The sequence below is a fragment of the Nocardiopsis sp. NPDC006139 genome, assembly GCF_040614155.1.
In the GTDB taxonomy this organism is placed as follows: domain Bacteria; phylum Actinomycetota; class Actinomycetes; order Streptosporangiales; family Streptosporangiaceae; genus Nocardiopsis; species Nocardiopsis changdeensis.
Map to the genome: position 1 here is coordinate 208,899 of NZ_JBEXTT010000006.1, position 20,828 is coordinate 229,726.

Genomic DNA, 20,828 nt, shown 5'->3' on the forward strand with positions numbered 1-20,828 from the left:
GTACGCTATCCACCGCACGCGCACCCGCTGGAACTCTTTGGTCGGGTGGGCGGCTCCTCTCCTCCCAGGCGAGTCCGGCGGACAGTCTTCACATCTCCCCACATTCCCCACCGCTTACCGGTTCGGTGGCCACCAGTGGTCCATGCCGATGTGCCCGAGTGCTGCTCGGGTCGGAGCGGTCGGCCCTGGGTACCGACAGCCGTTCACGGCGGTGACACGAAAGGTTGCGAGGGTCCGTGTCGACACGAGCGACGAAAAACGGGGCCGGCGCGCAGAGCGAGGCAGCGCAGGCCGAACAAGCCGATGCCGCGCCCCAGCGCAGTCCCGATTGGTGGAGGCCACGTAACTGGCGGGTGCGTTCCCGTCTGGTGGCCCTCATCGTCATCCCCACCGCCGTGGCTCTCGCCCTCGGTGGTCTGCGGGTCTACGAGGCCGCGGTCTCCACGGTCACCCACGCGCACATCGAGGACCGCGCCGAGGTCGGCGTCCTGATCGTGCAGCTGGCCAACCAGCTCGGCCGCGAACGCAGCGCCAGCGCGGTCTACATCTCCGACGACCCGGACCCGGCGCGCCGCTCCGAAGACAAGCGCCAGGCCCTGGAGGAGGAGCGCGCCGCCACCCTCGACCTCCAGCAGACGCTCAACGCGCGGCTGGAGGACATCGGCGAGGTCGACGGCAGCCTCGCCAACACGCGCCTCAACAACATGCGCACCCAGCTCACCACGCTGGACTCGCTGCGCGACGAGGTCGACGACACCCGCATCACGGTGCTGCCGGTCGTCACCAAGTACCGCACCATCACGCGCTCGCTCACCGAGTTCAACCAGACGATCGCCGACGAGACCGGCGACACCGAACTGCGTGAGAGCGTCCGCACGCTGACGGCCCTGTCGAACGCCCGCGACCAGCTGTCGTACGAGACCGCCCTGATGGGCCACTCGCTCTACCGCAACTCGATGACCGGCGGTATCGCCGAGGCGATCGACTCCAGCCGCGCGCGCTACGACAACGAGATCTCCAACTTCGTCCAGGCGGCCTCGCCCACCCAGCGCGACATCTTCGACGAGAACTTCACCGGCCTCCAGGTCAGCCAGGTCTCGACGATGCGCATGCGCGTCATGTACCGCGCCGAGCGCAACGCGCCGCTGAGCGGCGTCACCTCCAACGACGGCCCCGACGACTACATCGAGATCGCCGGCGTCGCCCTGGGCAAGCTCCAGGACGTCGAGGAGCAGGTCGCCGAGGGCATCCAGAACGACGCCGCCCAGCTGCGCGCCACCGCGCTCACCCGCGCCCTGATCGACCTCGTCGTCGTCGCGGGCGTGCTCCTGGCCGTGTTCATCCTCACCTCCCTGGTGGTCCGCTCCCTGGTGCGCCCGCTGCGCACCCTGGAGGACGGCGCCCGCCGGGTCGCCGAGCGCGACCTGCCGGACGCGATCAACCGGATGCAGGAGGCCGGGGCGGTCCCCGAGAACGTCAAGGTCACCCCGATCGAGGTCGACACGCACGACGAGATCGGCGAGGTGGCCCGGGCCTTCGACGACGTCCACCGCGTGGCCCTGACACTGGCCTCCGACGAGGCCGCCCTGCGCAGCAACGTCAACGCGATGTTCGTCAACCTGTCCCGCCGCAGCCAGACCCTGGTGGAACGGCAGCTGCGACTGATCGACGGCCTGGAGCAGTCCGAGCAGGACTCCGACCGCCTGTCCGACCTGTTCCAGCTCGACCACCTCGCGACGCGCATGCGCCGTAACAACGAGAACCTCCTGGTCCTCTCCGGGCAGGACAACACGCGCAAGTGGGCCCAGCCGGTCCCGCTGGTCGACGTGCTGCGCGGCGCGGTCTCCGAGGTCGAGCAGTACGAGCGCGTCAACGTCCGCGCCCCCTCCCACATCTCGGTGCTGGGCCGCCCGGTCAACGACGTCATCCACCTCGTCGCCGAGCTGGTGGAGAACGCGACCTCGTTCTCCCCGCACGACACCGAGGTCCTGGTCAGCGCCAAGACCCTCGACAACGGCGGCGTCCAGGTCGACGTCACCGACAGCGGTATCGGCATGGCCGCCGAGGACCTGGCGGCGATCAACGCCCGCCTGGCCTCCCCGCCGGTCATCGACGTCGCGGTCTCGCGCCGCATGGGCCTCTTCGTGGTCTCGCGCCTGGCCCACCGCCACGGCATCCGCATGAACCTCAAGGAGGCGCACGGCGGCGGCACCACCGCGGTCGTCGTCCTCCCGCCGGACCTGCTCATCACCCCGGTCGAGGGCCAGCACGCCCTGGGCGGCGCCGACAGCCGCCTGGAGCTCTCCGCGGCGGCCCCCGACACCTACGCCGACGCCGAGGCGGCCTTCGCCTCCGGCCCGGCCGCGCCCGAGCCGACCGACACCTGGCAGACCCAGGGCGCCGGCACCGACCTGGGCGCCGGACTGCCCAAGCGCCAGCCCGGCACGTCCTCGCGCGCCGACGAGCACCCGCCCAGCGGCCAGGACCTGTGGAACTCCGGCTCCTCCGCCGGGACCGAGAGCACCGGCTCCGACGTCTGGGGGACCAGCGGCTCCGGCGCGATCTCCGGCGAGACCGGTTCCCAGCGCCGTGTCGTGGACCCCTACGACACCCCGGAGGAGACCGCGCCGGCGCCCGAGAGCACCGGCCACAGCCTCTTCGACCCGGCGCCGCGCGAGGAGACCGGCGGATCGCTCTTCGAGCGCCCCGTGGACCGCTCCACCGACACCGGCTCGTTCAGCCGGCCCGCCGACACCGGGGCCTTCAACCGCCCCTCCGAGACCGGCGCGTTCGACCGCCCCGCGGACACCGGCGCCTTCCGCCGCCCGTCCGACACCGGTGCGTTCCGCCGCCCCGAGCCCGAGAGCTACGACGCCTTCGGCGGCGGACGCTCCGAGCGCCCCTCGTCCGACGCCCTCTCGGGCAACGGCTCCTCGGCCGACGCCGGCCGCCGCCGGGACGAGTCCGACACCGAGACCTTCCCGGCCGTCTCCGCCTCGTCCGCCCCGGCGGCCCCGTCCTCCACGGACTGGACCACCGGCGGGCAGCGGCCCCCGGCCGCGAACGAGACCGGTTCCTGGCGCTCGGGCAACGGCGCGGGGGAGAACCGCGAGGGCTACGGCTCCACGGCCTACCTGTCCCGCCGCTACGGCGCGGCCCAGGGCCCGGCCGGCAACACGGTCGTCCCGCCCACGCCGGGCGGCGAGGAGAACGACTCCCTGCCGATCTTCGACGCCATCGAGTCCAACTGGTTCCGCCGCCGCACCGGCGGCGGCCCCACGGTGGACGCGACGGAGACCGGCCCCATCCGCCAGGTCCCGGCGGCGCCCGCCGCCCCGGCGGCCCCCTCCGCGACCGCGGCGCCGCAGTCCGCCCGGACCGCCGAACCGGAGACCCGCTCCGAGCAGGAGTGGAACTCCGCGGCCGACCGCGGCTGGAAGGCCGCCCGGTCGGCGGCCGAGCCCATCGCGGGCGGCCTGACCACCTCGGGGTTGCCAAAACGGGTTCCCAAGGCAAACCTTGTCCCTGGGACCGCCCCCAAGCCGGAGAACTTCAAGCAGATGCCGACCCGCAGCGCCGATCGCGTCCGCAACCGGTTCTCGGGCTTCCAGAAGGGCGTCCGCGATGGCCGCAGCCGCCTGGGCGACGGGCAGTCGGAGGGGTGACCGGAGTGGACAACGGCGGGGCAGGGTCCCTCTTATTCAGGGAAGCCGGATGCAATAGCATCTACCGAGCTTCTCGGACGCGTCACACCCGTCGCTCGAAGAGAATCGAACACCAGGCTCCCGACCACCCCCACGGGAGGGTCCGGGCAGTTGCAGAGGCAGTGCTGTCACATGCCGTGCCGGCGGTAGCAGTGCCGAAGAGACCAGCCGGCGAACTTGGACAGGAGATCAGATGAGTCGACAGGTGAATGAACTCAACTGGTTGATCACTGACTTTGCCGACCGGGTGCCCGATGTCGCCCACGCGATCGTCGTCTCGTCCGACGGTCTGCCGCTGGCGTCGTCCGCGGGCTTCCCGGCCGACCGCGCGGACCAGCTGGCGGCGATCGCCTCCGGCCTGTCCAGCCTGACCCAGGGCGCGGCCAGGGTGTTCGAGGGTGGTGCGGTCGCCCAGACCGTCGTGGAGATGGAGCGGGGGCTGATGCTCATCATGGCCATCAGCGACGGCTCCTGCCTGGCGGTACTGGCCTCCGCGGAGAGCGACCTCGGTCTGGTCGCGTACGAGATGACCCTGCTCGTCGAGCGGGCGGGGCGGGCGCTGACACCAGCGGCGCGCACCTCGGGAATCCACTGATCCACCACCGACAGGAGGAAGTGGTGGCACCTCACAGTAGAGATGCCGGGAGCGCCTCGTGGTTCGGACAACAGCCGAGCGGTCCCCCCACAGGGGGGATCCCGGCGGTTCCGGGCGGCGGAGATGTTCCTCGACCTATCCAACAACCGTACGATCAACGATCCGCTGCGGGAAGCGCGCCCAGTTCTCTGGTCCGCCCCTACGCGGTGACCAAGGGCCGTACCAAGCCGAAGTCGCAGCTTCCCCTCGAAGCTCTGATCTCGACGACGACGACGGCCCTCAACGAGTCGGGCACGCTGACGCCCGAATGGCAGGCGATCAGCGACCTGTGCCGGGAGTGGCGCTCCGTGGCGGAGATCTCCGCGCTGTTGCGGATGCCGCTCGGCGTGGCGCGGGTGCTTGTGGCGGACATGTCCGAGCAGGGACTGGTCCAGATCAGGTCTTCGCTCAACAACGACGCCCGCCCGAACACCAACCTGCTTGAAAGGGTGCTCAGTGGACTTCGCAAGCTCTAGCCCGGCCGAGGAAGGCGGTGCTGGGGGGAACGCGATGACGTCGGTCAAGATCGTCGTCGCCGGGGGCTTCGGTGTCGGGAAGACGACATTCGTGGGCTCCGTCTCCGAAATCGTGCCGCTGACCACCGAAGCGGTCATGACCAGCGCCAGCGTCGGGGTCGACGACCTCGCCAAGACGCCGGACAAGCAGACCACGACCGTCGCCATGGACTTCGGCCGTGTGTCTCTCGATTCGGACCTGATCCTGTACCTGTTCGGCACGCCCGGACAGCACCGGTTCTGGTTCATGTGGGACGACCTGGTCAAGGGCGCCATCGGCGCCGTGGTCCTGGTGGACACCCGCCGCCTCGCGGACTGCTTCCCCGCGATCGACTACTTCGAAGAGGCGCGCCTGCCCTTCATCGTGGCGATCAACGGGTTCGACGGGTACTACCCCCACGCCGCGGACGAGGTCCGGGACGCGCTCACGCTCAGCCCGGAGATCCCGATCGTCCAGGTGGACGCCCGCGACCGGGCCTCCACCAAGTCGACGCTCATCACCCTCGTCGAGCACGCCATCACGGTGGGGGACCCCGAGGGCGCCGCAGGACAGCCCACCTCCACCGGCGGCCAGAACTCCTGGCGCTAGCGGAGGCCGATTCGGGCCGGGGTCCCGCACAGTGCACGGCCCGGTTCCCGCCAGACGGGAACCGGGCGTCCGTGCTGCCTGGCATCATGTCCGGATGAGCTCTTCCTCCCATCCCGAGCCGGGGATGACCGGCCGCTTCCGCGAGGTCGCCGAGCGCGTGCTCGACGCCCTCCTCGACGAGGACCCGGAGTGGGCCCTGGACCTGGGCGACCCGCGCGGCGCGGACCGCCTCACCGACCGCTCCGAGGAGGCCGACACACGGCGGGCGCGCCTTTTCACCGACGCCCTGGGCTCCCTCGACGACATCGACGACGACCTGCTCTCCCCGGGCGACCGGGTCGACCTGGAGGTCCTGCGCGCCCGGATCGGCTCCGAACTGTGGCACACCGCCGAGCTGCGCCCGCTCTCCCACGACCCCCTGGAGCACTCCCCGGGCGACGCCGTGTACGCGCTGGTGGAGCGCGAGCGGCTCCCCGTGGCCGACCGGCTGGCGGCCCTGGCCGCGCGCTGCTCCGCCCTGCCCGGCCACCTGGCCGTGGCCCGCGAGCGCCTGGGGTCCGGCCCCGGCATGTCCCGGGTGCACGTGGAGACCGCCCTGGCACAGCTGGAGGGCACCCGCACGCTCCTCTCCGACGGCGTGGCCGCCCTGGCGGCCCGGGAGCCCGACGCCGCCCCCGCCGACCTGGAGAACGCCCTGGAGGCCGCCCTCGGGGCGGTGGAGGAGTACGGGGAGTGGCTGAGCGGACGGCTGGAGTCCGCCACCGCCGACCCGCGCCTGGGCGAGCGGGTCTACGCCGCCCGGCTCTGGTACACCCTCGACTCCGAACTGTCCCCCGAGGCGCTGCTGGTCCGCGCCCAGAGCGATCTCATCGCCACCGAGGAGGCCCTGGCCGAGGCCTCGTCCGCCTACCTCGGACGCCCGCCCGCCCCCGGGCTGGCCGCCGAGGCGCTGGCCCGGGTGGCCGCGGAGAACGCCACCGGCCCGGACACCGTGCGGCCCCTGTGCGAGGACGCCCTGGCGCACCTGGACCGCCGGGTGCGCGAACTGGACCTGGTCACCGTGTACGACGACCCCGTCCGCGTCATCCCCATGCCGGAGTCGCGGCGCGGGATCGCCGTCGCCTACTGCGACCCGCCCGGCCCGCTGGACCCCCGGGCCGCGCAGAGCCCCACGCTCGTCGCAGTCTCCCCGCCCCCGAGGGACTGGCCCGCCGCCCGCCGGGAGTCGTTCTTCCGCGAGTACAACGCCGGGCTGCTGCGCAACCTCATGGTCCACGAGGCGGTGCCCGGCCACGCCCTCCAGCTCGCCCACGCCTCCCGCCACCGCGGCGGCACGCGGGTGGGCCGGGTGCTGTGGAGCGGCCCCTTCGTCGAGGGCTGGGCGGTCTACGCCGAGGAGCTGCTGGCCCGCCACGGCTGGTCCGACGACCCCGCGGACAACGCGGTGCTGCGGCTGGTGCAGCTCAAGATGCGGCTGCGGATGATCCTCAACGCCATCCTGGACGTGCGCCTGCACACCGGCGACCTCACCGAGGCCGAGGCGATGTCGCTGCTCGTCGGGCGGGGGCACCAGGAGGAGGGCGAGGCCGCCGGGAAGTGGCGCCGGGCCCTGCTCACCAGCGCCCAGCTGTCCACCTACTACGTGGGCCAGGCCGAGGTCGCGGACATCGCCCGCGACCTGGCCGCCGTCCACCCCGGCCGGTCCGACCGCGAGCGGCACGACATGATGCTGGCGCACGGCTCCCCGCCGCCCCGGCACCTGCGCACCCTGCTCGGCCTCTGAACGCCCCGCCCGGGGCCTGGCCGGAACCGGACCGTCCGGAGCCGGTCAGGCCCCGGGGGAGGCCGCCGCGTGCGTGGCAGGGTGACGGCATGAGCATCCCGCGGCGACCCACCGCACGCCTGCGCCCCCCGTCCCCCTTCCCCGCGGCCGCCGAACGCGCCCTGAAGGCCCTGCGGGCGGCCGACCCCTCCTGGGCCCGCTCCCTCGGCGACCCGGCGGCCCCCGGGTGGTTCTTCGACGACCGGAGCCCGGAAGGGGACGGGCGGCGCACCGCCCTGTACCGGCGCGCCCTGCACGAGGCGGAAGGGGCCGCCCCGGCCCGCGCGACGCCCGACGAGGCGGTCGACCGGGACGTCCTGCGCGCCCGCGCCGCCGCCCTGCTGTGGCGCACCGCGGACCTGCGCCCCCAGACCTGGAACCCGGTCGCCCACGACCCCGCCGCGGCCCTGGCCGGACTCCTGGACGACGTCCGGCTGCCGGAGGCGGAGTACCGCGACGCCGTCCTCGCCGCGGCCCTGGAGATCCCCGGGCACACCGGCGCACTCCTGGCCCGGCTGGAGAAGGGCCCCGGCGTCCCGCCCGCGCACCTCACCGCCGCGATGCGCGTCGGAGAGCACCTGGAGACCGAGCTCGAATCCCGGGTCCGCGTGGTGCTCTCACCCGCCTCGGCGGCCCCCGGCGAGCGGACCACGGCCCTGATGGCCTGCCACCGGGTCGCCTCCGCCGCACGCGGCCACATCCTGTTCGCCGCCCACGGCCTGGCGCAGCGCCGGGCCGCGGGCCCCCGCGTCCCCGAACACCGCCTGGGCGGCTCCTACACCGACCTGCTGCGGCACACCCTGGACACCGGCCCCGACGCGGTGGAGGCGCCGACCGATGCGGAGAAGGCCCTGGAACAGGCCGAGGAGGAGGTCGCGGACGCCGCCGCCCGCCTGTGCGACCGCGCCCCGCACGCCGGCCAGGTGGAGGAGGCCCTGGCCGGCCTGGCCGCCCACCCCGTGGAATGGGGGAGCGCCCACGGGGAGACCCGGCGCGCCCTCGACCACGCGCACGCCCGGCTCGCCGAGCTGGGCCTCGTCCCCGCCGGCCCGCCCCCGGACCTGGTCCCCCCCGCGCGGCGAGCACCCGTCGCCGCTCCGGCTGGACCCGCCCCGCCCCCTCGCGGAGGACGCCGGCGCCCGGCGCCCCCTCCTCGTGTCCGGCACCCCGCCCGCCCCCGACGCCGACCCGGTGGCCCGCCTGGACCACCGCGCCCGCCACCACCGCCACGACCTGCGGCTGCGCGTCACCCGGCTGGTGGCGCGGGCCCAGGCGCTGACCTGCGCTCCCTCCCCCGCCGACGGGGCGCCGCCGGTGCGCGCCCTGCTGCCCGCGCCGCTGTTCGTCCTGGGCTGGGAGGCGCACGCGGCCGACGAGCTGGCCCGCCGGGGCTGGTCCGGCGGCGGCCCGGGCGACGCCGAGGGGTCCGCGCCGACCGGGCCCTGCGCCTGCTGGCCGCCCTGGACCGGCTGCGCGACGCCCTGGCCGCCGTCGTCGAGGTCCGCCTGCACACCGGCGACCTCACCGAGCCCGAGGCGATCGGCATGCTCACCGTGCGCGGCCACCACGACGTCGAGGAGGCCGACCGGATCTGGCAGGGGGTGCGCACAGCCGTGTTCCCCGCGGCCGCCCGGTACATCGCCCGCCGGGAGACCGCCGCGCTGCTCGCGGACCTGTCCCGGGCCCGACCCGGGGCGGGGCCCCGGGCCCTGCTCGCCCACGGCCCGCTCGCCCCCCGGCACCTGCGCACCCTGCTCGGCCTCTGAACGCCCCGCCGGGGAGGTCCGCGGCCCGTGGCCGCCGCCACCTCCCCGGCGCTTCTATGCTGGGTCCGCGACAGGGCACGACGGCGCGGAGGGGTCGGCGATGACGGACGGCAGCGGCTACGAGGAGCGGGGCGGCGCCCCCGGCGCGGGCGCGGGGGAGCCCGACGGCTGGGAACGGCTGTGGACCCCGCACCGGATGGCCTACATCAAGGGCGAGAACAAGCCCTCCGGCCCGCGCCCCGAGGACGGCTGCCCCTTCTGCCGGGCCCCCGGCCTGAGCGACCCCGAGGGCCTGGTGGTGCACCGCGGCAAGAGCGCCTACGTCGTCCTCAACCTGTACCCCTACAACAGCGGCCACCTGCTGGTGTGCCCCTACCGCCACGTGTCGGAGTACACCGCCCTCAACGAGCAGGAGACCGCCGAGGTCGCCACCCTCACCCAGGAGGGGATCCGGGCCCTCACCGCCGCCTACCGCCCCCAGGCGTTCAACGTGGGCATGAACCTGGGGTCGGCGGCCGGGGCCGGCATCGCCGCCCACCTGCACCAGCACATCGTCCCCCGGTGGGGCGGCGACACCAACTTCATGCCGGTCATCGGCCACACCAAGGTGCTCCCCGAGCTCCTGGAGCAGACCCGGGAACGGCTCGCCGGACACTGGCCCTCGGACTGATCCCGGCGGACCGGGGTAGGGGCCGTGGAACCCGGCGGACACGAGATTCGTTCGTCCGGTGCGGGGACGCGCCGTTCGCGGCGTATCGCCGCGGCCGACTGTTAGGATCATCGCCGTGCGCGCCCCGTGCGCGCACGCGCGGTACCTCCCAGAACCCCAGACATCCGGGCCGGTGCCGTCCCGGCTGGCGTCGATCGCGCACGGACCGCAGGCCCGTCGGCCGGCGGGGCGTCGCGTGCGCCAGGAAATCCCCGGCACACGCCGGTGGAGGTGCACTAGACGACATGCTGAGAATCCTTCGCCCCTTGGTCTCCAGGGTCACCGCTCCGCTCGGCCGGAGCCTGGCCCGGATCGGCCTGACCCCCAACATCGTCACGATCATCGGTGCCGCCGGCGTCGTGGCCGGTGCCCTCTACTTCTATCCGCGCGGCCAGCTGTACGCGGGCTCGGTGGTCATCACCGTGTTCGTGCTCTTCGACATGCTCGACGGCGCCGTCGCCCGGGCCAAGGACTCCGAGAGCGCCTTCGGCGCGTTCCTCGACTCCAGCCTCGACCGCATCGCGGACGCGGCCATCCTGGCGGGCCTGCTGTGGTGGTTCATCGCCGGCGGGGACGACCCCCTGCTCGCCGGACTCACCCTGTTCTGCCTGATCAGCGGGTTCATGGTGTCCTACATCAAGGCCCGCGCCGAAGGCCTGGGCGTCAACTGCGACGTCGGCGTGGCCGAGCGCACCGAACGCCTCATCGTCATCCTGGTGTCGGTGGCCCTCAGCGAGTTCGGCGTCCCCTACGTCCTGGCGGGCGGCCTGTGGGTGCTGGCCGGCATGAGCCTGCTGACCATCCTCCAGCGCCTGCTGGAGACCCGGGCGCGGCTCAACGAGATCGACGCCCGGGACAGGGAGCGGGAGCAGGAGGACGCCGCCGGCGCGGAGCCCGCGGAGGGGACCGCCCCGGACCTCCTCGACGACACCGACGAGGGCGCCGAACCGGCACCCGGCAACCAGCGCTAGACACCGGAAGGGGCACGACGTGGACGAACGGGTGGCCGCAGCCGCCTACGCGGCGGCATGGGCGGCCGTGGGCCGCGCCCCCGAGGGCGCGGGGCGGGCGGTGTTCCGCCACCTGGCCGACCGCTCCTGGCGGACCCACGACGAGGGCACCCGCGGCCTGGAGCGCAACCTGCGCCGCCTGGTCGGCCCCGGCGCCACCGACGCCCAGCTGCGCGCCCTGTCCCGGGCCGGGATGCGCTCCTACATGCGCTACTTCTACGAGATGTTCCGGCTGTCGGCGATGACGCCCGAGCGCATCCTCGGCGACACGCGCGCCACCGGCGTCGAGACCCTGGAGAAGGCCATCGCCGACGGCCGCGGAGCCGTCGTCGCCCTGCCCCACATGGGCAACTGGGACCACGCCGGGGCGTGGATCACGCTGCGCGGCATCCCCCTCACCACCGTCGCCCAGCGGGTGCGGCCGGAGAGCCTGTACCGGCGCTTCACCGCCCACCGCGAGTCCCTGGGCATGGAGGTGCTGCCGCTGACCGGCGGGGCCGTCGGCACCGTGGGCACCCTCACCCGCCGGCTGCGCGACGGCGGCCTGGTGTGCCTGCTCGCCGACCGCGACATCAGCGGCACCGGCGTGGAGGTCGAGCTGTTCGGGGAGGCCGCCCGCGTCCCCACCGGCCCGGCCGCCCTGGCGATGAACACCGGGGCCGCCCTGCTGCCCGTCTCCCTGTGGTACGACGGTCCCCACTGGTGCATCCGCATCCACGACGAGGTCCCCGTCGCGGAGGGCGCCACCCGCTCCGAGCGGATCCGGCGCACCAGCCAGGACCTGGTCCGGGTGTTCGAGGGCGCCATCGCCGAGCACCCCGAGGACTGGCACATGCTCCAGCCGGTCTTCGTGAGCGACCTGGACGCGGACCGCGCCCTCCGGGCCCGCCGGGAGGCCGGGGCCGCGCCGGAGGCCCCGACGCGCGCGGGCGGGCGGGCCGGGTAGGCCATGGGCATGCGGATCGGCCTGGTCTGCCCCTACTCCTGGGACGTCCCAGGAGGGGTGCAGCAGCACGTCGGCGACCTCGCCGACGCCCTCATCGCCCGCGGCCACGAGGTCTCGATCCTGGCCCCGGTCGGCGACGGCGCCGCCGACCTGCCCGACCACCTCGTCCCGGCCGGGCGCCCCGTGCCCGTGCCCTACAACGGGTCCGTGGCCCGGCTGAGCTTCGGGCCGCGCACGGCGGCCCGGGTCCACCGGTGGATCGCCCGGGGCGGGTTCGACGTCCTGCACATCCACGAGCCCGCCGCCCCCAGCGTCTCCCTGCTGGCCTGCTGGGCCGCAGAGGGCCCCCTGGTGGGGACCTTCCACACCGCCAACCCGCGCTCGCGGGCGATGGCCGCCGGCTCCCACGCGCTGCGTTCGGCCCTGGAGAAGGTCCACGCCCGCATCGCGGTCTCCGAGGCCGCCCGCCGCACCCTGGTCGAACACCTCGGCGGCGACGCCGTGCTCATCCCCAACGGGGTGGCCGTCCGCCGGTTCGCCGACGCCCGGCCGCTGCCCGGGTTCCCGGGGGAGGGCGGGTCCATCGGCTTCCTGGGCCGCCTGGACGAACCCCGCAAGGGGCTGGCCGTGCTGCTGGAGGCGTTCACCCGGCTCGCCCCGCACCGGCCCGGGCTGCGCCTGCTGGTCGCCGGCCCCGGGGACCCCGGTCCGGCGCTGGCCGCCGTGCCCGACCGGCTGCGCGAGCGGATCGTCCTCACCGGCCGCCTCGACGACGGGGACAAGGTCCGCGCCTACCACTCCGCCGACCTGTTCTGCGCCCCCAACCTGGGAGGGGAGAGCTTCGGCATCGTCCTGACCGAGGCCATGGCCGCCGGGGCCGCGCTCCTGGCCAGCGACATCCCCGCCTTCTCCGCCGTCCTGGGCGGCGGCAGGGCCGGCGAGCTGTTCGCCGTCGGCGACGCCGCGGACCTGGCCCGCCGGGCCGACGCCCTGCTCGACGACCCCGACCGCCGGGCCGCCCTGTCCCGCGCCGCCCGGGAGGCCGTCCGGGCCTACGACTGGGACACCGTCGCCGCCGACATCGTGTCCGTCTACGAGACCGTTCTGGCGGGGGAGCGTGTCCGCACCCACTGACGCGGCCCCGGTCCGTAACCTGGGAACGAGGGGGTGCGCACCGTGAGCGAGCAGGCCCTGGCGGTTCTCGTGGTCGTCGGCGCCCTCGTCGCCGTGATCGCCTGCGCCCTCTACCTGTCCTGGCGCGCCACCCGGCTGCACCGGCTCCACCAGCGCGTGGACCTGTCCCGGGCCGGGCTGCGCACCGCCCTGGACCGGCGCAGGGAGACCGCCCTCCGCCTGGCCCGCGTGCTGGGCCCCGTCCACGCCGCCGCCCTGCTCCCGGCCGCCGACGCCGCCGACGGCGGCGAACCCGCCGAGAGCGCCCTGTCCCACTCCCTGCGCCGGACCCTGGCCGACCCCGCCGCGCTGCGCGCCGCCGACGCCGCCGGGCTGCTGCCCGCCACGGCCTCCGCCGCCAGGGGCGTCCACCTGGCCCGGGTGTTCTACAACGCCGCCGTCGCCGACACCCGCCGGGCGCGCCGCTCCCGGGTCGTCCGGCTGTTCCGCCTGGCCGGCGGGGCACCGCTGCCCGACTTCTTCGAGATCGACGACCGGCCGCCGGAGCTCCCGGCCCCGGTGGCCGCACCCGACACCCTGTAAGGCCGGGGCCCCGGAAAACGCCTATCTGGCCAAAGCCCCCCGGAAGGGGAGGAACTACCATGGTGGTCCGGGAGACCCGGGGTGCGCGGCGCCGAGGCGTCCGCGCGCCCCCAACGCGCGAACGCCGGCCGCCGTCCGGGCGCGCCCATTCCCCTGGAAACACCTGATGGGACGGGAGTCCACCACCGTGGCTGACAACGCAGCGACCACCCCCGACGGCGCAGTCGGTACCCAGCGCGTCAAGCGGGGCATGGCCGAGCAGCTCAAGAACGGCGTCATCATGGACGTCGTCACGCCGGACCAGGCCAAGATCGCCGAGGACGCCGGCGCCGTCGCGGTCATGGCCCTGGAGCGCGTCCCCGCCGACATCCGCAAGGACGGCGGGGTGGCCCGCATGTCCGACCCCGACATGATCGACGGGATCATCGAGGCCGTCTCGATCCCGGTCATGGCCAAGGTCCGCATCGGCCACTTCGTCGAGGCGCAGGTCCTCCAGAGCCTGGGCGTCGACTTCATCGACGAGTCCGAGGTCCTGACCCCCGCCGACGAGGCCCACCACATCGACAAGTGGGCGTTCACCGTGCCGTTCGTCTGCGGCGCCACCGAGCTGGGCGAGGCCCTGCGCCGCATCGCCGAGGGCGCGGCCATGATCCGCTCCAAGGGCGAGGCCGGCACCGGCAACGTCGTCGAGGCCACCCGCCACATGCGGTCCATCCGCGCGGCGATCAAGCGCCTGGGCACCCTGGACGAGGCCGAGCTGTTCGGCGCCGCCAAGGAGCTGCGCGCCCCCTACGACATCGTCAAGGAGGTGGCCGAGCTGGGCAGGCTCCCCGTTCCGCTGTTCTCCGCGGGCGGTGTGGCCACCCCCGCCGACGCCGCGCTCATGCGCCAGCTCGGCGCGGAGAGCGTGTTCGTCGGCTCGGGCATCTTCAAGTCCGGCGACCCGGCCAAGCGCGCCGACGCCATCGTGCAGGCCACCCTCCACTACGAGGACCCCGCCGTCATCGCGCGCGTCTCGCGCGGCCTGGGCGAGGCCATGGTCGGCATCAACCTGGACGAGCTGTCCGACTCCCAGCGGTACGCCGGGCGCGGCTGGTAGCGGCCCCGGGCCCGGGCGGACGCCCGGGCCCGTCCCCCCGTTCAGGCAGTACAGAGTGAGGACGTACGTGACCCACAGACCCACCATCGGCGTCCTGGCCCTCCAGGGGGACGTCGCCGAGCACCAGCGCGTTCTCGACACCCTCGACGTGCACACCGTCAAGGTCCTCTCGCCCGAGCACCTCGACACCGTGGACGGACTGGTGATCCCCGGCGGCGAGTCCACCACGATGTCCAAGCTGGCCGTGCGGTACGGGCTGCTCGAACCGCTGCGCAAGCGCGTCCGCGCCGGGATGCCCGCCTACGGGACGTGTGCCGGGATGATCATGCTCGCCGACCGTATCCTGGGGGGCACCGCGGACCAGGAGACGGTCGGCGGCATCGACATGACGGTGCGCCGCAACGCGTTCGGCCGCCAGACCGAGTCCTTCGAGACCGGTGTCCGTATCGACGCGCTGGACGGCGGACCGTTCGACGCGGTGTTCATCCGGGCGCCCTGGGTGGAGGAGGTCGGCCCGGACGTCACCGTGCTCGGCACCGTCCCCGGCCCCGACGAGGCCGGTAGGATCGTCGCCGTACGACAGGGCGGCCTGATGGCCACGTCCTTCCATCCCGAACTGACCGGCGACGCGCGTATCCACCGCCTCTTCGTCGACATCGTGAAAGGACTCGCATGAGCGGCCACTCCAAGTGGGCCACCACCAAGCACAAGAAAGCCGTCATCGATGCCAAGCGGGGCAAGCTCTTCGCCAAGCTGATCAAGAACATCGAGGTGGCCGCGCGCACCGGTGGCGGTGACCCCGACGGGAACCCGACGCTCTACGACGCGATCCAGAAGGCCCGCAAGAACTCGGTCCCCCTCGACAACATCGAGCGCGCCCGCAAGCGCGGCTCCGGTGAAGAGGCCGGCGGCGCCGAGTGGCAGACCATCATGTACGAGGGCTACGCCCCCGGCGGCGTCGCCCTGCTCGTGGAGTGCCTCACCGACAACCGCAACCGCGCCGCCTCCGAGGTGCGCGTGGCGGTCACCCGCAACGGCGGCAACATGGCCGACGCCGGATCGGTGTCGTACCTGTTCAACCGCAAGGGCGTCGTGATCGTGCCCAAGGAGGGCACCACCGAGGACGACGTCACCCTCGCGGTGCTGGACGCCGGCGCGGAGGAGGTCGAGGACATCGGCGAGGCCTTCGAGATCGTCTGCGAGGCCACCGACCTGGTCCAGGTGCGCACGGCGCTCCAGGAGGCGGGCATCGACTACGAGTCGGCGGAGTCCAGCTTCCTGCCGACCATGGAGGTCCCGGTGGACGCCGAGACCGCCAAGAAGGTCCTGCGCGTGGTGGACGTCCTGGAGGACTCCGACGACGTGCAGAACGTCTTCACCAACGCCGACATCCCCGACGAGGTCATGGCCGAGCTCGGCTGACCGACCCGTCACGACGCCGGTGGCCGCACCCCCGCCCGGGAGTGCGGCCACCGGCGTCCGGGGGCGGCTCAGTCCGCCATGTCGAACCCGGCGACGACCCTGGTCGGGCGGATGCGCACGACCAGCTCCCCCGGCACGCCGTTGCGGCGGCCGTACTCCTCCGCCCTGTCCTCGCCCATGTAGCGGGCGGCGATCGCGGTGGCGGTGCGCAGGAGTTCGCCGGGGTCCTGCGAGACGCTCGCCTCGCCCTGGACCTGCACGAACCCGTACGGGGGCTCCTCCAGGTCCACGCACAGCGCCACCCGCGGGTCGCGGCCGACCGCCCGGCCCTTGGCCGTGGACGCGCCGGTGTTGAACACGATCTCCCCGTCCTCGACGATGAACCACACCGGCACCACCAGCGGCCTGCCGTCGGAGGCGGTGTAGGCCAGCTTGCCGGTACGGGTGCCGGCGCTCAGGAATTCGCGGACCCGGGGATCGCCGAGTGAAGTCGTCATACCGCGAGCCTAGGCCGGGGGCCCGGGCCCCGCGGTGAACGGCACGGCCCTGTTCCCGCCCCTCGGACCGGGAAGGGGTGCTATCGGGTGACCCGGGGCAATCGGAACAAAAGGGTCATCGGTACCATCCTCGTGCCGTCCCACCCCCAGGGCGGCCGGACGCGAGGAACGAGGTGCCATGGGCGAGGTCGTGCCCGACGGGACGTGGCGGATCGGCGAGCGCGAGGGCGTCGCCCTCTCGGGCCGCTGGTGGAAGTGGGTGTGGTCGGCCCCCGAGGGGCGCGACCCCGTGCAGGACCCCACCGGCGCCCACGCCGCGGTCAACCAGCCCGACGGCCTGTGGTTCCTGGCCGGCACCTACGGCGGCCGGGTGGTGCGCCGCTGCGAGGTGCCCGCCGGGTGCCCGGTGTTCTTCCCGGTGCTGAACATGTACCACGACTCCACGTACTCCCGCAGGCCCCGGTCGATGCCGGTCGAGCGGGCGGCGGCACACCTCAACGGTGTGCCGCTGCCCCTCCAGGAGTTCGCCGGGACGTTCCGCGCCCCGCTGTGGACCCGGTGGTGCACGTGGGGCCTGTGGGGCGGGATCGCCGGGCTCAGCCCGGGCGGCTACGTCCTGGAGATCAAGGCCGACACCGGCGACGGCTTCTGGGTGGACACCACCTACCACCTCACCGCCGTCTGAGGGCGCCCCGGCGTCAGCGCAGGGGATCGAGCGCGGCCAGCGCCGACGGGGCGCGCCCGGTGGCGATCCGCTCGGCGAGGAGGCGGCCGGTGACCGGGCCGTGGGTGAGCCCCCACATGCCGTGGCCCGTGGCGGTGTACACGCCCGGCACCCGGGTGGCGCCGACCAGCGGCACGCCGTCCGGGGTGACCGGGCGCGGGCCGACCCACACGTCGCTCCGCTCCGACCAGCGGACCCCCTCAGGAAGGGGCGGGCCGAGCGCACGATGGCCTCGACCCGGCGGGGACGCAGGGCGTCGTCCGGCCCCCGGAACTCCATGGTCCCCGCCACCCGCAGCGCCCCGCGGTAGGGCGTGCACGCCACCCGCGCCTCGGGCAGGTAGACCGGGCCCGGGACCGGTTCCTCGACGGGCACTGTGAAGGAGTACCCGCGGCCCGCCCGCACCGGGAGCCGCACCCCCAGGGGCCGCAGCAGGCGGTCGGCCCAGGCCCCGGTGCACACCGCCGCGGCGTCGGCGCGCAGCGGTTCACCGGTCCCGGAGACCACCGTGATCGTCGAACCCGAGCGGTGCACGGCGGCCGCCTCGAAGCCGTCGCGGACGACGCCGCCGCGTTCGCGTACGGACGCGGCCAGGTTGCGGACCAGGGTCCCGGGGTCGACGTGGCGCTGGCCCGCCAGCCGGACGGCGGCGCGGATCGACCCCGCCGCCTGCGGCACGAGGGCGTGCGCGTCGTCCTCCGCCAGCGCGGCGCGCTCCACCTCCAGGCCCAGAGAGTCGAGCTCGTGCAGCAGGACGAGCGCCGCCTTGGGGGAGCGGAACAGCGCCGTGACCGGGGCGGAGACCGCGGTGGTCGCCACCCCCGCCTTCTCCAGTTCGTCGAACGCCTCCAGGCAGGCGGTGTTCAGCGGCAGGTTCGCGCGGACCGCGCGCTCCCAGGACGGCCACCGGCAGTTCGCCGCGAACCGGAGCAGGAACGCCCACAGGGCGGGGGAGGCCGTCGGCGGGATCGACAGCGGCGCGTCGGGGTCGACCAGGGAGCGCGGCCCCTGGAGCAGGACGCCCGGTTCGTTCAGCGGGATCGCCAGGTTCGGGGAGAGCCAGCCGGCGTTGCCCCAGGAGGCGCCCGCGCCGACCCCGTCCCGGTCCACGACCGTGACCCGCACGCCGTGCTCCTGGAGGAACCAGGCGGTGGACAGTCCGACCACTCCCGCACCCACCACCAGCACGTGGTCCGTCATTTCCGTTCGACCTCATTTCCCATGGTTGTCGGCCACCACCATGGGCCCTTCCCGGGTAGGGGGTCTTGTCGGGAACCGACAATCGGGAGGGTCCTTCTTGTCCTGCGGGGACGGTCAGGCCGGGGCGGTGATCCGGGCGTCGTCGCGGGTGGGGCCGGAGAAGACCGCCTCCAGCGGGGTTCCCAGGGCGTCGGCGATCTCCTCCGGCGGCGTGGGGCCGTCGGCCAGGACGGGCCGGGCCGCGGCCAGGGCGTCCGCCAGGGCCGCCTGGCGGCGCAGGTGGGCGTCGGCGCGGGCGTCCAGGGGGCCGGGCGCCGGGTGCAGCGGGTGGCTGGGGGCCGGAGCGTCGCCCGGGGTGGGCACGAGCGGCCGCCCCGCCCGGTCGGTGTAGCCGGTGCAGTGCCGCAGCCGGCCGCCGGCCGCGGCGGCGCTGTCGGCGTGCGTCACCACCAGGGAGTCCACCCCGCCGGTGGCGGCCAGGGCGTACCGGTGGGCCGCCAGGTCCAGGTGGCCCACCCGGAACGCCCCCTGCCAGGGGTGCGTCCCGTTGTGCGGCTCGGGCAGCAGGCCGGCCAGCGACGGGTCCTCGGTGGGGAAGGGCCCCGCCCCGTGCCGCGTGGTGTAGGCGCGCACCACCCCGATCCGGCGGGCGTCGCCGGGGCGGCCCGCCTCGGCCAGCAGCGCCAGCGGGTTCGCGGTGGTGGTCGTGGACCAGGTGGTGTGCGGGTGGAACCCGTGCCATTCGTCCAGCAGCACCCCCTGGGCGCCCTCGAACACGACCGGGGCGCGGGCCAGCAGGCCCGGCAGGTACGCCTCGTCCACGATGCGCACCCCTCGGGCGAACCCCCCGTACGCCGCGACGCAGTCCTCGACGTCCGGGGACGTCCGGGACCCGTCGCCGAGCTCGCGGCGGAGCGCGTCGAGGTGGTCGGCCAGCCGGTGCAGTTTGCGGCGCAGCACCGCGGGCGTGCGGCAGTCGCCGGCCGTGGGGGCGTCCCCGGGCCGGGCCAGGGCGTAGGCCATCGCCTCGCCCACGCCCATCCCGCACGACCCGTGGCGGCCGCCGCCCCGGGCCCGCTCGCGGATCCGGTTGGCCTCCTGGTGCCAGGGGGTGGCGATCAGCGCACGCTCGTCCACCGTGACCAGGCCGAACGGGTCCGGGACGCCGAGGGACGCCAGGTGGGCGCCCTCGGCGGCCAGGGCGAGGGGGTCCACCACCATCAGCCGGGACAGGTGCGTGGGCACCGGCCCGTCCGGGGCGAGGGTCCCCGCCCCGAACTGGGAGAACGTGTGGTGGCGTCCGTCCGGGGCCACCACGTTGTGGGCGGCCTGGGCGCCCCCGTTGGCGCGCACGACGGCGCCGTAGCGCCGCCGTGCGCACAGCAGATCGACCGTCACACCCTTGCCCGCGTCGCCGAATCCCAGGTCGACGACGACGGCCGAGGTGTCGGCCCACGCGGGGGCGCTCACAGCCGGTCCGTCCCCGGGGCCGAGGCGTCGCCGCCGGGCAGCCCGGACGAGCGCACGATCGAGCCGCGCGGACCGGCCAGCGGCGCCAGCGCCCTGCCCACGACGCCGCCGGCGTCGGACCCGGCGTCGGCGAGGTCGGACAGCCCCTCCTCCAGGTCGATGGCCTCCTCGGACAGGCCGATCGTCACCGCGATGGTCTCCGACACCGCGCCCAGGTCCTCCAGGTGGATGACGTTCTGGCCCAGCTGCTCGTCCCAGAAGGACCGGACGGCGTCGTTGGTGAAGTGGCTGCTGCCGCTCGGCATGATGAAGTACACCTCGAACCTGCGCCGCAGCTCGGCGAGGATCTGCGGGAACGGGATGTCCTCGGCCAGGTCGTCGCCGATCACCTCGCGCACCTCGCGGGCCTTGACCTTGCCGTAGGCCTTCTCGTCGCCGATGAGGAACAGGTAGCCCTTGCGGCCGCGCTTGTCCAGGCAGTCCATGGCGGTGTGCCGGGCCATGAAGTACATGGCCAGCTCGTAGGACTCGGTGACCTGTCCGCCGCCGCCCCCCTCCAGCAGGATGTTGTTCAGGTCCTCCTCCAGCTCGTTGCCGGACTCGAACTGCCCGATCTGGAGCGGGGCCCGGTCGCAGGTGGCGTCGCCGATCCCGCCGAACAGGATCTGCGGGTGCTCCACGTAGCCCTTGCGCAGCAGCAGGCCGAACAGCGCGGGCAGCTTGGTCTGGAGCACGCGGGGGACGCGGCCCATCGAGCCGGTGACGTCGAACAGCACCGAGATGGCCAGGGACTCGGGGTGCTCGTCGGAGTCGCGGCTCTCGCGGAAGGCGACGCCCTTGGGGTCGAGCTTCTCGTGGACCTTCCACTTGCTGCGGGGGACGGACGACAGCACGTCGTCGGTGTAGCCGAAGTCGCTGCGTCCGGCGGAGGCGTTGTAGGCCTTGCGGGCGTGGTAGGCGTCGGTGGACCAGTGGCTGCTTCCCATGGTGGTTCTCCTCTGGGGT

18 protein-coding genes and 1 pseudogene are annotated in these 20,828 nt (G+C 74.2%); 15 read left to right on the forward strand and 4 right to left on the reverse strand.

Annotation, left to right across the window (positions count from 1 at the left end; all coding sequences use genetic code 11):
- The first annotated feature begins 353 nt into the window (after positions 1-353).
- From ABZ249_RS10220 to ABZ249_RS10285, 14 genes are all read left to right on the forward strand, one after another.
- Positions 354-3,665, forward strand: a complete 3,312-nt coding sequence (locus ABZ249_RS10220; RefSeq protein WP_355260000.1) for a nitrate- and nitrite sensing domain-containing protein — start codon at positions 354-356, stop codon at positions 3,663-3,665.
- A 232-nt stretch (positions 3,666-3,897) separates the two neighbouring features.
- Complete coding sequence (locus tag ABZ249_RS10225; protein WP_073376201.1) at positions 3,898-4,299, forward strand: roadblock/LC7 domain-containing protein; 402 nt, start codon at positions 3,898-3,900, stop codon at positions 4,297-4,299.
- 20 nt (positions 4,300-4,319) lie between these two features.
- Complete coding sequence (locus tag ABZ249_RS10230; RefSeq protein WP_255646764.1) at positions 4,320-4,814, forward strand: DUF742 domain-containing protein; 495 nt, start codon at positions 4,320-4,322, stop codon at positions 4,812-4,814.
- A 34-nt stretch (positions 4,815-4,848) separates the two neighbouring features.
- Positions 4,849-5,442, forward strand: coding sequence for an ATP/GTP-binding protein (locus ABZ249_RS10235; protein ID WP_017572034.1), 594 nt, complete (start codon positions 4,849-4,851; stop codon positions 5,440-5,442).
- A gap of 94 nt (positions 5,443-5,536) precedes the next feature.
- Entirely contained in the window at positions 5,537-7,225 is a 1,689-nt protein-coding gene (locus ABZ249_RS10240) for a DUF885 domain-containing protein (RefSeq protein WP_355260006.1), read from the forward strand.
- A gap of 89 nt (positions 7,226-7,314) precedes the next feature.
- A complete protein-coding gene (locus ABZ249_RS10245; protein WP_355260009.1) occupies positions 7,315-9,030 on the forward strand; it encodes a DUF885 family protein in 1,716 nt (571 codons plus the stop codon).
- 100 nt (positions 9,031-9,130) lie between these two features.
- The gene (locus ABZ249_RS10250; protein ID WP_355260012.1) at positions 9,131-9,700 is read left to right on the forward strand and encodes an HIT domain-containing protein; all 570 of its coding nucleotides are present in this window, start codon (positions 9,131-9,133) and stop codon (positions 9,698-9,700) included.
- A gap of 305 nt (positions 9,701-10,005) precedes the next feature.
- A complete protein-coding gene (pgsA, locus tag ABZ249_RS10255; RefSeq protein WP_355260266.1) occupies positions 10,006-10,710 on the forward strand; it encodes a phosphatidylinositol phosphate synthase in 705 nt (234 codons plus the stop codon).
- A 19-nt stretch (positions 10,711-10,729) separates the two neighbouring features.
- Complete coding sequence (locus ABZ249_RS10260; RefSeq protein ID WP_355260015.1) at positions 10,730-11,695, forward strand: phosphatidylinositol mannoside acyltransferase; 966 nt, start codon at positions 10,730-10,732, stop codon at positions 11,693-11,695.
- A 3-nt stretch (positions 11,696-11,698) separates the two neighbouring features.
- The gene (locus ABZ249_RS10265; protein ID WP_355260018.1) at positions 11,699-12,829 is read left to right on the forward strand and encodes a glycosyltransferase family 4 protein; all 1,131 of its coding nucleotides are present in this window, start codon (positions 11,699-11,701) and stop codon (positions 12,827-12,829) included.
- A 69-nt stretch (positions 12,830-12,898) separates the two neighbouring features.
- Positions 12,899-13,411: a hypothetical protein gene (locus tag ABZ249_RS10270; protein ID WP_220565268.1), complete on the forward strand. Its 513-nt coding sequence runs from the start codon at positions 12,899-12,901 to the stop codon at positions 13,409-13,411.
- A gap of 187 nt (positions 13,412-13,598) precedes the next feature.
- Positions 13,599-14,510, forward strand: a complete 912-nt coding sequence (gene pdxS / locus ABZ249_RS10275; protein ID WP_355260021.1) for a pyridoxal 5'-phosphate synthase lyase subunit PdxS — start codon at positions 13,599-13,601, stop codon at positions 14,508-14,510.
- Between the two features lie 67 nt (positions 14,511-14,577).
- Positions 14,578-15,186: a pyridoxal 5'-phosphate synthase glutaminase subunit PdxT gene (pdxT, locus tag ABZ249_RS10280; RefSeq protein WP_355260024.1), complete on the forward strand. Its 609-nt coding sequence runs from the start codon at positions 14,578-14,580 to the stop codon at positions 15,184-15,186.
- A complete protein-coding gene (locus ABZ249_RS10285; protein WP_220562556.1) occupies positions 15,183-15,932 on the forward strand; it encodes a YebC/PmpR family DNA-binding transcriptional regulator in 750 nt (249 codons plus the stop codon). Before pdxT ends, ABZ249_RS10285 begins: the two co-directional genes overlap by 4 nt.
- Positions 15,933-16,000: 68 nt before the next feature.
- Here the strand turns inward: ABZ249_RS10285 and ABZ249_RS10290 are convergent, their stop codons facing one another.
- Positions 16,001-16,429, reverse strand: a complete 429-nt coding sequence (locus tag ABZ249_RS10290; RefSeq protein WP_355260027.1) for a PPOX class F420-dependent oxidoreductase — start codon at positions 16,427-16,429, stop codon at positions 16,001-16,003.
- A gap of 178 nt (positions 16,430-16,607) precedes the next feature.
- On the opposite strand from ABZ249_RS10290, the gene ABZ249_RS10295 reads away from it, so the two are divergent.
- On the forward strand, positions 16,608-17,114 hold the full coding sequence (locus ABZ249_RS10295; RefSeq protein WP_355260030.1) for a hypothetical protein: 507 nt from the start codon (positions 16,608-16,610) through the stop codon (positions 17,112-17,114).
- A 13-nt stretch (positions 17,115-17,127) separates the two neighbouring features.
- Here ABZ249_RS10295 and ABZ249_RS10300 read toward each other — a convergent pair.
- The 3 genes and pseudogenes from ABZ249_RS10300 to ABZ249_RS10310 form a co-directional block, all read right to left on the reverse strand.
- A pseudogene (locus ABZ249_RS10300) lies at positions 17,128-18,353 on the reverse strand (FAD-dependent oxidoreductase).
- A 114-nt stretch (positions 18,354-18,467) separates the two neighbouring features.
- The gene (locus ABZ249_RS10305; protein ID WP_355260033.1) at positions 18,468-19,823 is read right to left on the reverse strand and encodes an adenylosuccinate synthetase; all 1,356 of its coding nucleotides are present in this window, start codon (positions 19,821-19,823) and stop codon (positions 18,468-18,470) included.
- Positions 19,820-20,809, reverse strand: a complete 990-nt coding sequence (locus ABZ249_RS10310; protein ID WP_355260036.1) for a hypothetical protein — start codon at positions 20,807-20,809, stop codon at positions 19,820-19,822. Before ABZ249_RS10310 ends, ABZ249_RS10305 begins: the two co-directional genes overlap by 4 nt.
- Positions 20,810-20,828 lie beyond the last annotated feature (19 nt).

Bases quoted from the DNA above. Each gene is read 5' to 3' on its own strand.
- ABZ249_RS10240 (WP_355260006.1), top strand. From the start codon at position 5,537: ATGAGCTCTTCCTCCCATCCCGAGCCGGGGATGACCGGCCGCTTCCGC.
- ABZ249_RS10295 (WP_355260030.1), top strand. From the start codon at position 16,608: ATGGGCGAGGTCGTGCCCGACGGGACGTGGCGGATCGGCGAGCGCGAG.
- ABZ249_RS10290 (WP_355260027.1), bottom strand. From the start codon at position 16,429: ATGACGACTTCACTCGGCGATCCCCGGGTCCGCGAATTCCTGAGCGCC.
- ABZ249_RS10225 (WP_073376201.1), top strand. From the start codon at position 3,898: ATGAGTCGACAGGTGAATGAACTCAACTGGTTGATCACTGACTTTGCC.
- ABZ249_RS10265 (WP_355260018.1), top strand. From the start codon at position 11,699: ATGGGCATGCGGATCGGCCTGGTCTGCCCCTACTCCTGGGACGTCCCA.
- ABZ249_RS10235 (WP_017572034.1), top strand. From the start codon at position 4,849: ATGACGTCGGTCAAGATCGTCGTCGCCGGGGGCTTCGGTGTCGGGAAG.
- ABZ249_RS10310 (WP_355260036.1), bottom strand. From the start codon at position 20,809: ATGGGAAGCAGCCACTGGTCCACCGACGCCTACCACGCCCGCAAGGCC.
- ABZ249_RS10245 (WP_355260009.1), top strand. From the start codon at position 7,315: ATGAGCATCCCGCGGCGACCCACCGCACGCCTGCGCCCCCCGTCCCCC.
- ABZ249_RS10250 (WP_355260012.1), top strand. From the start codon at position 9,131: ATGACGGACGGCAGCGGCTACGAGGAGCGGGGCGGCGCCCCCGGCGCG.
- ABZ249_RS10285 (WP_220562556.1), top strand. From the start codon at position 15,183: ATGAGCGGCCACTCCAAGTGGGCCACCACCAAGCACAAGAAAGCCGTC.